General features: G+C 67.4%; 15 protein-coding genes. 4 read left to right on the top strand and 11 right to left on the bottom strand.

The window, feature by feature from the left end; translation table 11 throughout:
- Window positions 1–47: 47 nt before the first annotated feature.
- The 7 genes from IB255_RS29475 to IB255_RS29445 form a co-directional block, all read right to left on the bottom strand.
- On the bottom strand, window positions 48–1166 hold the full coding sequence (locus IB255_RS29475) for a sigma-54 interaction domain-containing protein (RefSeq protein WP_081516759.1): 1119 nt from the start codon (window positions 1164–1166) through the stop codon (window positions 48–50).
- Complete coding sequence (locus IB255_RS29470; protein WP_081516758.1) at window positions 1163–2368, bottom strand: acyl-CoA dehydrogenase family protein; 1206 nt, start codon at window positions 2366–2368, stop codon at window positions 1163–1165. The genes IB255_RS29475 and IB255_RS29470 overlap by 4 nt, the downstream gene beginning before the upstream one ends.
- A gap of 72 nt (window positions 2369–2440) precedes the next feature.
- Complete coding sequence (ssuD, locus tag IB255_RS29465; RefSeq protein WP_081516757.1) at window positions 2441–3586, bottom strand: FMNH2-dependent alkanesulfonate monooxygenase; 1146 nt, start codon at window positions 3584–3586, stop codon at window positions 2441–2443.
- A gap of 10 nt (window positions 3587–3596) precedes the next feature.
- Window positions 3597–4154 carry an FMN reductase gene (gene msuE, locus IB255_RS29460; RefSeq protein ID WP_081516756.1) on the bottom strand — a complete coding sequence of 186 codons (558 nt, stop codon included), beginning with the start codon at window positions 4152–4154 and terminating at the stop codon, window positions 3597–3599.
- 165 nt (window positions 4155–4319) lie between these two features.
- Window positions 4320–5435, bottom strand: a complete 1116-nt coding sequence (locus IB255_RS29455; protein WP_168190474.1) for a saccharopine dehydrogenase family protein — start codon at window positions 5433–5435, stop codon at window positions 4320–4322.
- 49 nt (window positions 5436–5484) lie between these two features.
- Entirely contained in the window at window positions 5485–5886 is a 402-nt protein-coding gene (locus IB255_RS29450; protein WP_151186710.1) for a GFA family protein, read from the bottom strand.
- Window positions 5887–6101: 215 nt separating this feature from the next.
- The gene (locus tag IB255_RS29445; RefSeq protein WP_192211237.1) at window positions 6102–7241 is read right to left on the bottom strand and encodes an ATP-NAD kinase family protein; all 1140 of its coding nucleotides are present in this window, start codon (window positions 7239–7241) and stop codon (window positions 6102–6104) included.
- Window positions 7242–7488: 247 nt separating this feature from the next.
- Here IB255_RS29445 and IB255_RS29440 point away from each other — a divergent pair, with 247 nt between their 5' ends.
- On the top strand, window positions 7489–7671 hold the full coding sequence (locus IB255_RS29440) for a PA1571 family protein (protein WP_045207896.1): 183 nt from the start codon (window positions 7489–7491) through the stop codon (window positions 7669–7671).
- Between the two features lie 21 nt (window positions 7672–7692).
- Here the strand turns inward: IB255_RS29440 and pdxB are convergent, their stop codons facing one another.
- The gene (gene pdxB / locus IB255_RS29435) at window positions 7693–8841 is read right to left on the bottom strand and encodes a 4-phosphoerythronate dehydrogenase PdxB (RefSeq protein ID WP_081516752.1); all 1149 of its coding nucleotides are present in this window, start codon (window positions 8839–8841) and stop codon (window positions 7693–7695) included.
- Between the two features lie 143 nt (window positions 8842–8984).
- On the opposite strand from pdxB, the gene IB255_RS29430 reads away from it, so the two are divergent.
- Window positions 8985–10388 carry an MATE family efflux transporter gene (locus IB255_RS29430; RefSeq protein WP_192211236.1) on the top strand — a complete coding sequence of 468 codons (1404 nt, stop codon included), beginning with the start codon at window positions 8985–8987 and terminating at the stop codon, window positions 10386–10388.
- A gap of 198 nt (window positions 10389–10586) precedes the next feature.
- On the opposite strand, the gene rhtA is transcribed toward IB255_RS29430, so the two are convergent.
- Window positions 10587–11462: a threonine/homoserine exporter RhtA gene (gene rhtA / locus IB255_RS29425; protein WP_081516750.1), complete on the bottom strand. Its 876-nt coding sequence runs from the start codon at window positions 11460–11462 to the stop codon at window positions 10587–10589.
- A gap of 52 nt (window positions 11463–11514) precedes the next feature.
- On the opposite strand from rhtA, the gene IB255_RS29420 reads away from it, so the two are divergent.
- Window positions 11515–12117, top strand: coding sequence for a helix-turn-helix domain-containing protein (locus IB255_RS29420; protein WP_081516749.1), 603 nt, complete (start codon window positions 11515–11517; stop codon window positions 12115–12117).
- 114 nt (window positions 12118–12231) lie between these two features.
- On the opposite strand, the gene phnX is transcribed toward IB255_RS29420, so the two are convergent.
- Both phnX and IB255_RS29410 read right to left on the bottom strand, forming a co-directional pair.
- Window positions 12232–13059, bottom strand: coding sequence for a phosphonoacetaldehyde hydrolase (phnX, locus tag IB255_RS29415; RefSeq protein WP_192211235.1), 828 nt, complete (start codon window positions 13057–13059; stop codon window positions 12232–12234).
- Between the two features lie 32 nt (window positions 13060–13091).
- Window positions 13092–14207 (bottom strand): 2-aminoethylphosphonate--pyruvate transaminase, encoded by a 1116-nt coding sequence (locus IB255_RS29410; RefSeq protein WP_081516747.1) that lies wholly within the window; start codon window positions 14205–14207, stop codon window positions 13092–13094.
- A 149-nt stretch (window positions 14208–14356) separates the two neighbouring features.
- Between IB255_RS29410 and IB255_RS29405 the strand changes: the two genes are divergently transcribed.
- Window positions 14357–15217 carry a LysR substrate-binding domain-containing protein gene (locus IB255_RS29405; RefSeq protein WP_151186702.1) on the top strand — a complete coding sequence of 287 codons (861 nt, stop codon included), beginning with the start codon at window positions 14357–14359 and terminating at the stop codon, window positions 15215–15217.
- Window positions 15218–15403: the final 186 nt, after the last annotated feature.

Genomic DNA, 15403 nt, shown 5'->3' with positions numbered 1-15403 from the left:
TGGCCCGCGGCGAATACCTCCAAATAGACGGGCCCGAGCAGAGCGGGCTAGATCGACAGCCGCACGCCCCGCTGCGGGTCGATCACCGCCGCGCTCCGGCGCTTGTTCACCACCAGCTCGCCGATCTCGATCAGCCGCGTGCGCGTGACGTTGCGGCTCAGGCCGAGCAGATTGGCGGTGTGGACCTGGTTGCAGTGGCAGAAGCGATAGGCCGCGCGCAGCAGCGCATCTTCCACCCGCGAATGCAGGTTGCCGCCCTGCTCCTCGAACAGCCGCTGGAAGGCCTGCTGGAGAATCTGCTCGGCGCCCAGGGACTCCAGCCGTGGCTCCTCGCTGCGCTCGATGCGCAGGTTGGACAGGTGCAGGTCCTCCGCGCGCACCACGCCGTCGCGGCAGATCAGCAACGTATGGTGGATGACGTTTTCCAGCTCGCGGATGTTGCCCGGCCACGAGTAGCTGCGCAGCTTCTGCGCGGCCTCGGCGCTCAGCTGGCTCTGACCGTAGCCCAGGCGCCGGCTGTACTCGGCGATGAAATGGCGGGTCAGCGGGAGGATGTCGCCGGGCCGCTCGCGTAGCGGCGACAGCTCCAGGCTGACCACGTTGAGCCGGTAGTAGAGGTCCTCGCGGAAATGCCCGGCGTTGATCGCCTTCTCCAGTTGCACGTTGGTGGCCGCGAGCACCCGCACGTCGATCGGGATGCTCTTGCGCGAGCCCAGGCGTACTACCTCGCGCTCCTGCAGCACACGCAGCAACTTGACCTGGATCGGCATTGGCAGGTCGCCGATCTCGTCGAGGAACAGCGTGCCGCCATTGGCCTCCTCGAACCAGCCGGCCTTGGCCGCCAGCGCGCCGGTGAAGGCGCCCTTCTCGTGGCCGAACAGCTCGGCCTCCACCAGCGACTCGGAGAAGGCCCCGCAGTTCACCGCCACGAACGGACCGCCGCGCCGCGCACTGAGGTTGTGGATGTGCCGCGCCACCAGCTCCTTGCCGGTACCGGTCTCGCCGATGATCAGCACGCTGGCCTCGCTGGGCGCGACCTGCTGCAGGTGGTCGAGCAGCGCCTGGGATTTCGGGTCTTCGAAGACCTGGGCGGTCGCGCGGATGGAGGTGGCCAGCGCGGGCGATTTGGGCAGGGTCAGCAGCCCCTCGGGTGTGGTCGCGTTCATGAGTAGAAGGTCGGTTGCGGCAGTTGCTGGTTCAGCGCCCAGTCGCCCAGCTCGCGGACCTTGTAGTCCACCGGGTCGTGCAGGGTCTGGGTGCGCAGGTTGCGCCAGTAGCGGTCGATGCGCAGCGCGGCATGGGTGGAGCGCGCGCCGGTGACTTCGAACAGGCGGTTGCAGATGTCCAGGCCATTGCGGGTGGCCGCGACCTTGGCGGTGGCGATGGCCACGGCGAGCCGGCCGCGCTCCTCGGCGTCCAGTGCCGCTCCTTTGTTCCAGGCTTCGTCGAGCAGTTGCGCAGCACGGCGCACCAGCAGGCGGGTGCTTTCCAGGCCAACCCAGAACTCGCCGTAGTGCGCGAGCACGTAGGGGTCTTCAGCCACCGTTGCGGCGCTGGAACGGAACCACGGGCGGGCCTCCTTGAGCGTGTACTGCCGCGCTTCCTCGAACGCGCCCTCGGCAATACCGAGGAAGACGTGGGTGAAGATCAGCTGGGCAATCAGCGGGCGCAGGCAGGCAAAGGGCGTGCTCAGCGGGCCCGGATCGAGCAGCAGCTCGCTCTCCTCCACCCGCACGCGCTCGAAGGTGGCGCTGCCGCTGTCGGTCTGGCGCTGGCCCATGTTGTCCCAGTCGTGGGCCAGGCTGATGCCGCTGCGCGCGGTGGGGATGGCGGCGATCAGCAGCTTGCCGCCCTCGCCGTCCAGCGCCGAGGCAATAAGCATCTGCGAATCCAGCGCGCCGGAGCAGAAGCTCTTGCGCCCGGAGAACTCGCGCCAGCCGGCGAAGCTGCGCGACACGGTACGGGTATCCAGCGGGTTGAGTGCGTTGCCCCAGAACCATTGATTGCGCGCGGTCAGCTCGAACCACGGCTGCCACTGCTCGGGGCGGGAGAACAGGCGCACGGTGGCCAGCATCAGGTGCTGGAAACCGAACACGTGGGCAATGGAACTGTCGACCACGGCGAACTGGCGGACGATTTCCAGCGTGGTGCTCCAGTCGGCACCCAGGCCGCCGTACTCGCTGGGGATGATCAGCGACAGCAGGCCGCTCTGGCGCAGCGCGTCGCGCTCGGCCTTCGGCGTGCCGCCACGGATATCGCGTTCGGCGGCGGTTTCGGCGAAACCGGCGGCCAGGCGCTGGGCAATCTGTCCGGGAGTCGCTTCGAACTGCCCGGATGTCTGTGCGTCGAGACGCGTCTTGGCGTTCACGCTCGCTTCCTCTTGAGTCTGTTCAGGGCAAGCCGGGCCTGTGCCCGGCAAGTCGGGGCGCGGAGAGCCGGGTCAGCCGGCCTTGCGTCCGGGCAGCACATCGTTGGCGATCATTTCGCCAAAGGGCCCGGTGAGGTTGGTCACGCCGCGCCCGGCAAGGCTGGCGTAGGGCTCAGGAAGCAGCGGGAAGACCAGCTCGGCGAAGCGATAGGCCTCTTCCAGATGCGGGTAGCCGGAGAAGATGAAGCTGTCGATGCCGAGGTCCGCGTACTCCCTGATGCGCTCGGCCACCTGCTGCGGGTCGCCCACCAGCGCGGTGCCGGCGCCACCACGGACCAGGCCGACACCGGCCCAGAGGTTGGGGTAGATCTCCAGCTGGTCGCGGCGCCCGCCGTGCAGCGCAGCCATGCGCCTCTGGCCTTCGGAGTCGAAGCGGGCGAAGGACTTCTGCGCATTGCTGATGGTCTCGTCGGAGATGTTGGCGATCAGCCTGTCGGCGGCCTGCCAGGCTTCCTCGGCGGTCTCGCGGACGATCACGTGCAGGCGAATGCCGAACTTCACGCTGCGCCCCTGCTTCGCGGCCTTCTCGCGGACGTCGGCGATCTTCTGCGCGACCGCTTGCGGCGGCTCGCCCCAGGTCAGGTAGACGTCGACCTGCTCGGCGGCCAGGTCGTGGGCCTCGGCCGAGGAGCCGCCGAAGTACAGCGGCGGATAAGGCTTCTGGATCGGCGGATAGAGCGCCTTGGCGTTCTCTACCTGCAGGTGCTTGCCGGCGAAGTCCACGGATTCGCCCTGCAGCACGCGGCGCCAGATGCGCAGGAATTCGTCGGTGACTTCGTAGCGCTCGGCATGGCTGAGGTGGATGCCGTCGCCACGGTTTTCATCCGGGTCGCCGCCGGTGACCACGTTGATCAGCAGGCGCCCGCCGGAGAGGCGATCCAGGGTCGCGGCCATGCGCGCGGAAACGGTCGGCGAGATGATTCCCGGACGGATCGCCACCAGGTAACGCAGGCGTTCGGTGAGCGGCGCCAGGGCCGAGGCGACCACCCAGGAGTCCTCGCAGGAGCGCCCGGTGGGAATCAGCACGCCGTAGTAGCCCAGGGAATCGGCGGCCTGGGCGATCTGCTTGAGGTACGGCAGCGACACCGGGCGCGCGCCCTCGCTGGTGCCGAGGAAGTGGCCGTCGCCGTGGGTGGGCAGGAACCAGAACACATTCATCGAAGGCTCCTCAGGCGGTCTTGCGCAGTTGCGGACGGGCGAACAGCGGCGCGGCGCGCTCGGCGGCCAGCTGGATGCGGGCGCGCAGGGTGTCGCTGGTGATCTGGTAGTTGGCGAAGTCCGCCTCGCTGGCGTACACGCCGATCGGCAGCGTGATCGACTGGAAGAAGCTGAACAGCGGGCGCAGCTGATGATCGAGGACCAGCGCGTGGCGCTCGCTGCCGCCGGTGGCCGCAAGCAGCACCGGGGTGTCGATCAGGGCATTCATGTCCACCAGGTCGAACAGGTGCTTGAGCAGGCCCGGATAGGAGCCGCGGTAGACCGGCGAGGCCACCACCAGCAGGTCGGCGGTCTCGATCTCGCGCAGGGTGGCTTCCAGCTCGGCGGAAAGCTCCTGGCGCGACAGCGCGGCGCCCAGCGGGCGGGCGATATCGGCCAGTTCGATGACTCGGGCTTCTACCGGAAGCTGCTCGCCGAGGGCGTCGAGCACGGCCTGGGTGAGCACCAGGGTGCGCGAGGGGCGATAGGTGCCGCCGGAGACGGCGACCACTTTGATGGGGCTGGTCATGGGTTTTCCCTGTTGACTGTTGCGCTAGGTACAGAAGCCTTGAGCAAGGGCCGTACCAACAGGGAAATGTATGATTTTCGGGCACTTCAGCCGGTTTTTCCGGCGCTTCATGTCACTCAGGCAACAACGCTGCTGATCGACTGTTGCCTGGGCAACAGTCTGCTATCAATGCGCAGCCAGTTCGCGCAGCCCCTGGGAGATGTCCAGCCCTTCCAGTTCGGCCACATATTCATCCGTGGTGAGCAGGCCGATACAGGGGGTCGCGCCGCGCTGCCGCAACTGCCCGGCGGCGAGCTTGCGCGCCAGCGCCACCGCCGCCATGCAGGGGATGTTCGGGCCGTGGTCCTGATGCGCGAGAATTTCCCAGCACAGCGCCAGGGGTTTGCCGTCGCCATCGACGCCCTGCAGGTGGACGAACATGCCGCTGCGCCCATCGCCCAATGGCTGCATCGCCACAGCCAGGCGGTGCAGGCTGGCGCCCAGGCGCGCAGCGTCCTTCACCAGCCCGGCGCGCACCAGCCACGACAGGCCCCAGGTGCCGAACTGGGTGAGCTTCAGGCCGAGGCCGGCGGAGAAACGCACGTCCTGCACACCGGGGTAGCGCTGCGGGAACAGGTCGAGGTCCGGTACATCACAGTGGGCCAGCCAGCGTTTGCCCAGCGGGGCGGGAAAGCGGTGGCGATTCAGCCCCTGCCAGCCGTGTACGTCCTGCCAGCGCCCCTGGCGCCACTGGCGCAAAGGTTTGCCGCAGTAGCCCAGCACCGCGGAGACCGTGGCCTGGCCGGGAATCTTCGCCGAGGAGCTGATGCCGTGGTGGATGCTGTCCAGGCGCTGGAAACGTGGCAGCAACTCGTCGATCACCGAGGCCGCCAGAGCAGGCACCGAACTGGCGCCGCTGCATACCAGCACCCCCGCGCTGCGTGCGGCGCGGTCGAGTTCGTGGATGCCGCAGACGAACTGGCGGGCGTCGGCCAGATCGATGTAATGGGCGCGAGCGCCGATGGCAGCGCGGGCAACGCGATAGTCCTGACCCTGGAACGGCCCGGCGGTGGAAATCACCAGGTCGACCTTCAGTTCATTGAGGCGGCCGGCCAGCGTCGGCTGGTTCATGTCCAGGCACACCGCCTCGCCGCCCACCTGCGCGGCCAGTTCATTGGCGCGGCGCTGGTCGCGCCCGCCGACCAGCACGCGGATGCCTTCGATGCCGCTGAGGCGATGCACGATCAGGCTGCCGAAGTTGCCGTAACCGCCCAGCACCAGCACGCGAAATTTCCGTTCCATTGCCACTGACCTTATTGCTCCCTGACTGCTGCTGGCGGTGCCAGCTCCTTCATTCCGACCTGGCGCCCCCGTGATGGGGCAGATTGTCCTCCAGCGGCCACCAACTGGCGCGGGAGTCGACGTAGTAATGTGCTTCGAGCTTTGTCCGCACGGGCTCGTCCAGGGTTCCCGCCCGCACCCGCAAAGTGTCCGGCAGCGCATCGCGAGCGCTGTAGATGGGCGAGCCGCAGGTGCGGCAGAACACGCGTTTCTTTTCCGGCGTGGCGCGGTACTCGGCCAGCTCCGACTCACCGCTGAGCAGACGGAACGCCGTGCGCTGCACCGGGACATTGGTGGCGAACGGCCCACCCTGTGCCTTGCGACACTGGCCGCAATGGCAGACCTGGATTGGCGCCAGCTCGCCGCTGATCTCGTAGCGCACCGCGCCGCACAGACAACCGCCCGAATGCATGCCCTGCCCCCTCTTCCGGTTTCGCGGAGCGAAGGAGTCTAGATCAGGCTCGGCTACCTGCACCACCGTACCGAGGAGTGGTTGTTCAGCTTCGCGGCTCCGATCTCACCGCGTGCGGCCTTGGATGGATGCCAGCACCACCACACCCGTAGGGCGCATAACCCGGAACGGGTTATCCGCCAGCACGGCGGATAACGCCTCAGGCGTTATTCGCCCTACGCAGGCAGCTCGTCTTCGCTGCCCCAGCCCAGCGGATAGAGCAGTTCTTCCTTGTAGCCGGCCCACACCCGCACCGCCGCCGGGAAGCTCGCGTCCAGCCCGGCATCGCCACTGTCCACCAGTAGCGGCCGGCCCTCGAGGGTGCCGAGCTTGCGCTTGGTGGCAATCACCCGCAGTCGCTCGATGCCGATGGCGCGCAGCACGCGCGGGCTGATCTGCTGGTTACCGCGCCCAAGAATGTGGCCCTGACCACCGATGGCAGTCACCAGCAGGAAGGCCGGGTGCCCGTCCACCAGCTCGAACAGCTGCGCCTCGGTGACGTCGCGGGCGATCACTTCGCCGTTCTCGATCACATCCACGCCCAGCAGGGTGGTGTCCAGGTGCAGGTCGGCAGCCAGCCCGTGCAGCGTCGAGCCGGGGCCGAAGACGTAACGCACATCGTCCTCCCAGCTGTCCTCCAGCCAGGCGGCGAGATCGGCAAGCACCAGCTCCTCGGTCTCCATGCCGGCCTGCTTCACGTGCTGCATGAAGTGGCCTTCCTCGGGCACCGTCAGTTCGGCGTACCAGCGCGCGGCGACGCGTCCCTCACGCAGCGCGGCTTCGTCGAGATCGCGCACTTCACCCTGGGTCAGGCGCACCAGCCCGCCATCCACCAGCCGCCGCGCCAGCTCCCCGGCCGCGCGCGGGCTGATGGTGTAGACCCCGGAATGGATCTTCACCCCGGCGGGAATGCCCAGCACCGGCTGGCCTTCGCGGGCCACCTCGGCCACATCCCGCGCGGTGCCGTCGCCACCGGCAAAGAGAATCAGCGCCACGCCGGCCTCCTGCAGCGCCTGCACGGCGTGACGGGTATCCGCCGCGCTGCTCTGCTCTTTCTCCAGCGCCCCAACCAGGCGATGGGCGAAGCCCATGTCCGCCAGCAGGTCGGCGCCCATCGGGCCGGGAAAGGTGAGGAACTCCAGGCGCTCGCGCACCGGCAGCAGGTGCTCCAGGGCAACCCGCGTGCGCTCCGCCGCCCGTGGTTCGGCGCCGCGGGCCAGGGCCAGCGCGGCCACGCCATCGCTGCCCTTGAGCGCGGTCGGGCCGCCGATACCGGCCAGCGGATTGATGATCAGCCCTATGCGAATCCTGTCCATACTCAACCTCGAGGGAAACTTCTTCGAACCACCGGCGCAACGCCGGGTCGGACCAGGGAAGCGGCAACTCCACTGACTATAACGACAAGCAAACGACCGGGGACCTCGCGATTGGCACGCAATCTGCGAGCGATCGGGTCGTCTGTCTTCGGTGACGATTTTCAGGCGCTGCCCTTGGCCGCCTCTGTCACCGGGGTTTCATCTGATCTGCCTAGACTGCAATGCACTGATGTAGAGGAGATTGGCCATGAGCCTGCAAACCCACCGTGAATCCGCCCCCCGCCCCACTCCGCGCCAGCCGCAACAGCCGGTCGGCGGCTCGATCATCGATGCCCAGGGCCGTGAAGTGCCGATTACCGAAGACATGATCCAGCGCGCCTGCCAGGAACTGGACAAGACCTGCGAGCCGCCACGCCGCCAAGCGGAATAACAGCGCGGCAGCACGTCCGCCCTACTCCCCGACCCGGTTGGCCCCCAGCGCGGTCAGCAGGCTTTCCAGGCGCGGCGAATCGCCCTGGATGTCTACCCACAGCCCGGTGATTTCCCGGCGCGGCGGGTAGTGCTTGCGCAGCGCGTCGAAAGCCGCCCGCCGGGTCTGGGTGTCTCCGATCAGACTGCGACGGAAATCGGCGTCATCGCTGCGCGGGTCGTACACCGCGCGGCAGAGCATCGCCAGCGCCCAGTCCGGATCGCATTCCTCTTTCAGACTCAGTTCGGCCAGCCATTGCGCCGGCAGCAGGTCGTCGAGATCGACGGCCGGCTCGCAACGCTGCCAGGCGCAGAACGCCTCGTAGATCTGCGCCGTGCCGCGCAACTTGCCATCCAGGCTGTAGCCGGCGATGTGCGGGGTGGCGATACGGCAGTGATGGGCCAGTTGCACGTTCACTTCCGGCTCGCCTTCCCAGACATCCAGCGCCACGTCGATATCCGCGCCGGACTCCAGGTGGATGCGCAGCGCCGTGTTGTCGACCACGCCGCCTCGGCTGGCATTGATCAGCCAGGTGCCGGGGCGCAGCGCCTTGAGGCGCTGCGCGTCGATCAGGTGGCGCGTCGGGTTGTCGCCGTCGCGGGTCAACGGTGTGTGCAGGCTGATCACGTCGCACTCGCGCAGCACTTCTTCCAGGCTGCGGAAATCACCCCCTTCGGCAGCGGCGCGCGGCGGGTCGCAGACGCGCACGTCCCAGCCCAATCCGCGCAGCACATCCACCAGGCGACCACCCACCTGCCCGGCACCGATCACGCCATAGCGGCGTTCGGAGAGCTTGGCGCCGTGTACGTCGGCCAGCGCCAGCAGGCTGCCCAGCACCCAGTCCACCACACCGCGCGCGTTGCAGCCCGGCGCACTGGACCAGGCGATGCCGGCCTCGGCGAAATAGTCCAGGTCCAGGTGATCGGTGCCGATGGTGCAGGTACCGACGAACTTCACCTGACTGCCCTGAAGCAGCTCACGGCTGACGTCCGTCACCGAGCGCACCAGTAATACTTCGGCATCACCCAGGGCGGCGCGGTCGATCCCGCGTCCGGGCAGGCGACGGATGTCGCCATGGGCGCCGAAGAAGGCTTCGACCAGGGGAATATTTTCATCGGCAAGGATACGCATGGACTGACTCCAGAAATCGTCACCGGCTACTTTACCAGCGCCGTTGCGCGCGGTCCCGCGCCACACACGCCAGGCTTTGCTGACCGCGCGGACAGCCCTTAAACTGGCCGGCTTCCCGTTCATTTCTTCTGCCAAGGAAAGCCGTGACCAGCCTCGCCCAGCCCGTCTCCCGCGGACGGCGCACCGCCACCGAACTCAAGGAACTGCTGACCCTCGCAGCGCCCATCATGATCGCCCAGCTGGCGACCACCGCCATGGGCTTCGTCGATGCGGTGATGGCCGGCAGCGTGGGGCCGCGCGACCTGGCCGCGGTGGCGCTGGGCAACTCGATCTGGATTCCGATCTTCCTGCTGATGACCGGCACCCTGCTCGCCACCACCGCCAAGGTGGCCCAGCGCTACGGCGCCGGCGACCAGGCCGGCACCGGTCCGCTGGTGCGCCAGGCGCTCTGGCTGGCGCTGCTGGTCGGCCCGCTGGCGGGAGCGACGCTGTGGCTGCTCTCCGAGCCGGTGCTGCGGGCGATGAAAGTCGAGGAAGCGCTGATCGAGCCCAGTTGCTTCTACCTGCGCGGCATCGCGTGCGGCCTGCCGGCGGTGGCGCTGTATCACGTGCTGCGCTGCTTCAGCGATGGCCTGGGGCGCACCCGGCCGAGCATGGTGCTGGGCATCTGCGGGCTGATGCTGAATATCCCGATCAACTACGTGCTGATCTACGGCCACCTCGGCTTCCCGGCGCTGGGCGGCCCCGGCTGCGGCTGGGCCACCGGCTCGGTGATGTGGTTCATGCTGCTGGGCATGCTGGTCTGGGTGAACTGGGCCAAGGTCTACAAACCGAGCCAGCTGTTCAGCCACTGGGAGCTGCCGAAGCCGCAGGTGATCGGCAGCCTCGTAGGGGTCGGCCTGCCCATCGGCATCGCGGTGTTCGCCGAGTCCAGCATCTTCTCGGTGATCGCCCTGCTGATCGGCGAACTCGGCGAGAAAGTGGTGGCGGGCCACCAGGTGGCGCTGAACTTCAGCGCACTGGTGTTCATGATCCCCTACTCGCTGGCCATGGCCGTCACCGTCCGCGTGGGGCAGTCGCTCGGTGCCGGTGCGCCGCGCGATGCTCGTTTCGCTGCCGGCGTGGGCATGGGCGCGGCGCTGGCGTACGCCTGCATTTCCGCCAGCGGCATGCTGCTGATGCGTGAGCATATCGCCGGGCTCTACACGCAGGACCCGGACGTGCTGGCGCTGGCCGCCACGCTGCTGGTGTTCTCGGCGCTGTTCCAGTTCTCCGACGCCGTACAGGTCACCGCCGCCGGCGCCCTGCGCGGCTACCAGGACACCCGCGCGACCATGATCATGACCCTGTTCGCCTACTGGGGCATCGGCCTGCCGGTGGGCTACAGCCTCGGCCTCACCCACTGGCTGCAGGAGCCCACCGGCCCGCGCGGCCTGTGGGAGGGCCTGATCGTCGGTCTGACCTGCGCCGCGGTGATGCTGTGCATTCGCCTGTCGCGCAGCGCCAGGCGGCAGATCGTGCTGAACGAGATGCGCACGGCGGGCTGATCGCCCACAACGCAGAAAGCCGCCCGAGGGCGGCTTTTTTATTTGGGAGTCGTGCAGGAAAAACACTGCGTAGGATGGCGTGGAGCGCAGCGATACCCATCAGTCCCGTGCACGGACAGCATGGGTATCGCTGCGCTCCACCCATCCTACAAAAGCAAAAAGCCGCCCAAGGGCGGCTTCTTCGTAGCGCAGGGAGGATCAGTCGGTAACCAGCGCCGGCTTCGGCCGGCTGCTCAGCGTCGTGCCCACCGAGGCGACGATGATCGCGCCGATGGCGATCCACTGATGCGAAGTCAGCTGCTCGCCCAGGAACACCAGGCCGGACAGCGCGCCGAAGGCCGGCTCGATACTCATCAGGGTACCGAAAGTCCGCGCCGGCAGGCGAGTCAGCGCCACCATTTCCAGGGTGTAGGGCAAGGCGCTGGAGAGGATCGCCACGCCCAGCAACGCCGGGAACAGGCTGATATCGAACAGCGCCATGCCGCTGTGCGCAAGGCCGATGGGCGCCACGCAGATCGCCGCGATGCTGATGCCCAGCGCAGCCCCCTGCGCGCCCAGGTCGTTACCGGCGCGCTGGCCGAAGATGATGTAGAGCCCCCAGCAGACGCCCGCCCCCAGCGCCAGCGCGGCGCCCTTGGGGTCGATGCCGTGGCCGAAGTCGGCGATCGGCAGAAGCAGGCCGAGGCCGACCACGGCAATGGCGATCCACAGGAAGTCGATCGGCTTGCGCGAATAGAACAGCGCGACTGCCAGCGGCCCGGTGAACTCCAGCGCCACGGCAACGCCCAGCGGAATGGTCTGCAGCGCCATGTAGAAGGTCAGGTTCATCAGGCCCAGCGTCACGCCGTAGATGAACAGCGGCTTGAGCGGCTTGCCGCGCAGCGAGGTGCGCCACGGGCGGAGGATCGCCAGCAGGAGGATGGCCGCGAAGATCAGGCGCATGGAGGTCACGCCTTCGGCGCCGAGCACCGGGAACAGGCTCTTGGCGACCGATGCGCCGGTCTGGATCGAGGCCATGGACACGATCAGGATGAGAATGGGGAAGGCAGTGGAAATAAAGCGAGAGCGAGGCATGATGCGGACCTGAACAGGCGTTGCAACGGTTGGGATTTCTTGGTTGACTGTTATGCGCAACATAATGCGCAAAAAGGCCAGAATGAGCAATATACTGCCCACTCCTTCCGAACGTCCCAGCGTGCTGGTGCACGTCGCCGATAACGTGAAGACGCACCGCCGCAATGCCGGCTTCAGCCAGGACGCGCTGGCCAAGGCCTCGGGCGTCAGCCGGCGGATGCTGGTCGGCATCGAGAGCGGCGACACCAACGTCAGCCTCGCTACCCTCGACCGCATCGCCGCCGCTTTGACAGTCACCTTCGCCGACCTGGTTCGCCCGCCGTCCACCGGCGGCCTGTCCCGCGTCGACGCCGTCGCCTGGGGCGGCCAACAGGCCGACAGCCGCGGCACCCTCCTCGCCAGCACCCCCGCCACCCGTCAGGCCGAGCTCTGGCACTGGACGCTCGCCCCCGGCGACCGCTACAACGCCGAGCCCGATGCCGAAGGCTGGTACGACATGGCCTATGTCATCGAAGGCCGGCTGACCATCGTCCTTGCCGAGGAAACGGTGGAGGTCGACGCCGGCGGTTTCCACGTATTCAAGAGCAACCAGCCGTTTTCCTACCAGAACCATGGGGATGTGCTGGTGCGGTTTGTGCGGAACGTTGTGAACTGATTACTGCTGACAGTCGCGCCTGTCGGCGCTGATCGCGGGCATGGCCCGCGACCGTATGCACTACCCCCATGAAAAGGCCCGCACAAAGCGGGCCTTTTTCAAGAACACCAGGCGTCAGCTGCCCTGCGGCATCTCACCCCGCGCCAGGCGCGCATTGATGTCGGCAATCACCGCCGGCAGTTCGGCGATGGTGTCGATCAGGTAGTGCGGGCGCGAGCCTTCGAACATCTGGCCGATGCGGCGACGTTCCTGCTCCAGTTTCTCCGCCGGCAGCGCCTTGTACTGCTCATAGGTCAGACCCAGGGCGTTGCCCGAGCAGGTCAGCGCCACGGTCCACATGCCGGCACTGCGGCCTTCGAGGATGCCCGGCCAGGTGTCATCGACCTTCACGCAGGCCGCCACGTCGTTGATGCCCAGGGCAATCACGTTGGCCAGTGCCTGGGCCGGGTGCGGACGGCCGTTGGGCACTTCATCGGTAGCGACCACATGGTCGGCGACGTAGCCGTTGGTCTTCGCCAGGGCGACGACCTTCTCCATCACCACTGCGGGGTAGCCGGAGCAGGAACCGATCTTCAGACCGCCCTTGCGCAGCGCAGCGATGGCATCCAGCGCGCCGGGAATCAGCGCCGAGTGCTCGGCGATCTTCTCGATCTGCAGCGGCATGAAGCGCTCGTAGATGGCGGTGACGTCATCGTCGCTCGGTACGCGACCGAACTTGGCCTTGTAGCGTTCGGCGATGGCCGGGATGTCGCACAGGGTGCGGATGTGGTCCCACTTGCCCATGCCCATCGGGCCGCGGGCTTCTTCCAGGCTGACCTGGACGCCGAACTCGGCGAAGGCCTCGACGAATATCTGGGTCGGCGCGAAGGAGCCGAAGTCGACCACGGTGCCGGCCCAGTCGAGGATGACGGCTTGCAGTTGCTTGGGTTGTGCGTAATTCATGGCGTTCAATCCTGTGGGAATTCGGGCGGGCGTCAGATTTCGAAGACTTCCATTTCCTTCAGCGTCTCGGCGATGGCCGCGACGGCGGCGCGCATGCCGCTGGCGTCGACCTGGCCGATGCAACCGACGCGGAAGGTTTCCACCTGGGTCAGCTTGCCCGGGTAGAGGATGAAGCCCTTCTCGCGCACCCGGTTGTAGAACTCGGTGAAGGTGTAGCGGGCGTCACTGGGGGCATGGAAGGTGACGATGATCGGCGCCTGGATCTCGGCCGGCAGGAAGCTGCGGAACCCCAGTTCGGCCATCTCCGCCAGCAGAGTCTGGCAATTGTTTGCGTAACGCTGATGACGGGCCGCGAGACCGCCCTCTTCCTCGTACTGGCTCAGCGCTTCGTGCAGCGCGGCCACCACGTGGGTCGGCGGGGTGAAGCGCCACTGGCCGGTCTTGGCCATGTAGGCGTGCTGGTCCTGCAGGTCCATGGACAGCGAGTGGCAATTGCCGGCGCTGGCGTTCAGGGCGGTGCTGCGGGCGAAGACGAAGCCCATGCCTGGTACGCCTTCCAGGCATTTGCCGGAAGCGGCGATCAGCGCATCGAAGGGGATGTGGCGGGCGTCGATGTCCAGCGCGCCGAAGGAACTCATGGCATCGATGATCAGGCGCTTGCCGTGGGATTCGATGACCCTGGCGATCTCGGCCAGCGGGTTGAGGATGCCGGTGCTGGTTTCGCAGTGGATCAGCGCCACATGGGTGACGCTCGGGTCTGCGCTGAGCAGGCGGTCCACGTCGGCGGCGGTGGTCGGCACGTCTTCTTCGGTTTCGAAGGTGCTGAACTCACGGCCGATCACCTGGCAGATCTTCGCCAGTCGCTTGCCGTAGGCGCCATTGATCAGCACCAGCACCTTGCCGTCACGCGGTACCAGGGTGCCGATGGCGGCTTCGACGGAGAAGGTGCCGCTGCCCTGCAGGGGCACGCAGGTGTGGCTCGCCTCGCCGTGGATGATCGCCAGCAGGCGCTTGCAGACGTCGGCGGTCAGGTCGTTGAAGTCGCGGTCCCAGGAGCCCCAGTCGACCATCATGGCGCGACGGGTGCGGGGGGACGTGGTCAGCGGACCGGGAGTCAGCAGGATGGGGGCTCGCTCGGCAGTGCTCATGCTCGATTCCTCTTTCGTGGGAACGTCGTCAGGGCTGAATTCGGTTGGGCCGGGGCGGGATCGCGGCGGCCTGGGCATAACTTGCCGGCCGGGAAGATATCGTTCAAATTGTTTATCACGATGCACTGCATAAGCCGGACATATACCTCATGAACCTCTTCCAGCTCCGCGCCTTCGACGCCGTCGCCCGCGAACGCAGCTTCACCCGCGCCGCCGAGCGCCTGTTCATCAGCCAGCCGGCCGTGACCGGGCACGTGAAGGCGCTGGAGGAGCACTACCAGGTCAATCTGTTCCGCCGCACCGCGCGCGGCGTGGAGCTGACAGAAGATGGCGTACGCCTGTCGGCCATCAGTCGCACCCTGTTTGCCCTGGAGGAGGAAGCCGAAGCCGTGCTCGACGCCAGCCGCGAGCTGGTGACCGGGCGTATCGAAGTGGCCGCCGACGGCCCGCACCTGGTGATGCCGATGCTTGCCCGGCTGCGCGCGCGCTACCCCGGCATCACCGTCAACCTGCGCCTGGGCAATGCGCAGGAAACCCTTGCCGCGCTGATGGACGAGCACGTCGATATCGCCGTGCTGACCGAGGTGGAGCCGCGCGCCGGACTGTTCCTGCGCGAGCTGGTGGAGTCGCGCATCTGCGCCCTGGTGCCGGCCAGCCACGCCTGGAGCGAGCATGCTGGCGAACTACCGCTGGGGGAGCTGGACCGGCAGATCATGGTGCTGCGCGAGCCTGACTCAATCACCCGGCGCACCTTCGATGCGGCCTGCTCGGCGGCATCGGTCGAGCCCCGCGTGCTGCTGGAACTGGACAGCCGCGAGGCCGTGACCGAAGCGGTGGCAGCGGAGCTGGGGATCGGCATCGTGTCGTCGCTGGAGGTCAGCCCGGACCCACGGGTGAAGGCCATTCCACTGGGTGGCGATGGGTTGCTCAACCGCCACGCCATCGGCTGCCTGGAGCGGCGCCGGGGGTTGCGGGTGGTCAGTGCGTTTCTGGAATTGGCGGAGGGCTGAGGGTCATCGCCTGAATCGACTGCAGGAGCGCCGCCCTGCGCGCGATCGCGGGCATGGCTTGCTCCTACCGGATAGATCTGTGCTCGGATCGGCCCTCACCCTAACCCTCTCCCAGGGGGAGAGGGGACCGTTCGGTGCCGGATGAAACCACAGCGTCAGCCGGCACGATTTGCTCCCTCTCCCTGA

The sequence above is a fragment of the Pseudomonas sp. PDM22 genome (genome assembly GCF_014851965.1).
In the GTDB taxonomy this organism is placed as follows: Bacteria; Pseudomonadota; Gammaproteobacteria; order Pseudomonadales; family Pseudomonadaceae; genus Pseudomonas.
The sequence above is the reverse complement of the archived record's forward strand: the minus strand, read 5'-3'. Positions and strand labels throughout refer to the sequence as shown.